Raw genomic sequence first — 536 nt, 5'->3', positions numbered from 1 at the left:
CTGGTCGATCGCTACTCCGAACGTAAAGAGTCGGCTGAAGAACTATCCAAGCGTGTCAATCAACGATCCATTTGAGGCTTTGTGAGCATGCAATTGCACCCGTATTCCGTGTTGGCTAATTCCGAACTGGTCGGCCAGCTGATCTTCACTCCGTGCCCAGGTACCAAGGAGACATCGGTATCTCAGGCTCTGGCAACGCTGCGCGATGCCGGCGCGAGCGCGCTGGTAACCCTGATGCCGAGTGAAGAACTGCTGCAGAACGAGATCGATCTGCTTCCCGAGGAGTGCCAACTGCTGGGCCTCGAATGGTTCCACCTGCCGGTCGAAGACGACGAAGCACCCGGTGAGCCGTTTGCTGCTGCCTGGGAAACTCACCGGGAACGCCTGAAAGAGCTGGTGGTGACCGGTAAGACGATCGCCATTCACTGCAAGGGCGGCTCTGGCCGCACCGGCCTGTTTGCCGCCCGCCTGATGATCGAGTGCGGCATCCCTGTGCAGGAAGCTGTTTCCCAGGTCCAGGCCCTGCGTCCACGTGC

At 59.7% G+C, this 536-nt stretch carries 1 protein-coding gene and 1 pseudogene; both read left to right on the top strand.

Annotated elements, in window-relative coordinates:
- Positions 1 to 75, top strand: a pseudogene (locus DM373_RS28445) (arsenical resistance protein ArsH); the annotation flags it as partial.
- 12 nt (positions 76 to 87) lie between these two features.
- On the top strand, positions 88 to 536 hold a 449-nt coding region (locus tag DM373_RS28440), incomplete at its 3' end, for a phosphatase domain-containing putative toxin (RefSeq protein ID WP_110996613.1).

It is taken from the genome of Pseudomonas sichuanensis (assembly GCF_003231305.1).
GTDB classification, from domain to species: domain Bacteria; phylum Pseudomonadota; class Gammaproteobacteria; order Pseudomonadales; family Pseudomonadaceae; genus Aquipseudomonas; species Aquipseudomonas sichuanensis.
The sequence above is the reverse complement of the archived record's forward strand: the minus strand, read 5'-3'. Positions and strand labels throughout refer to the sequence as shown.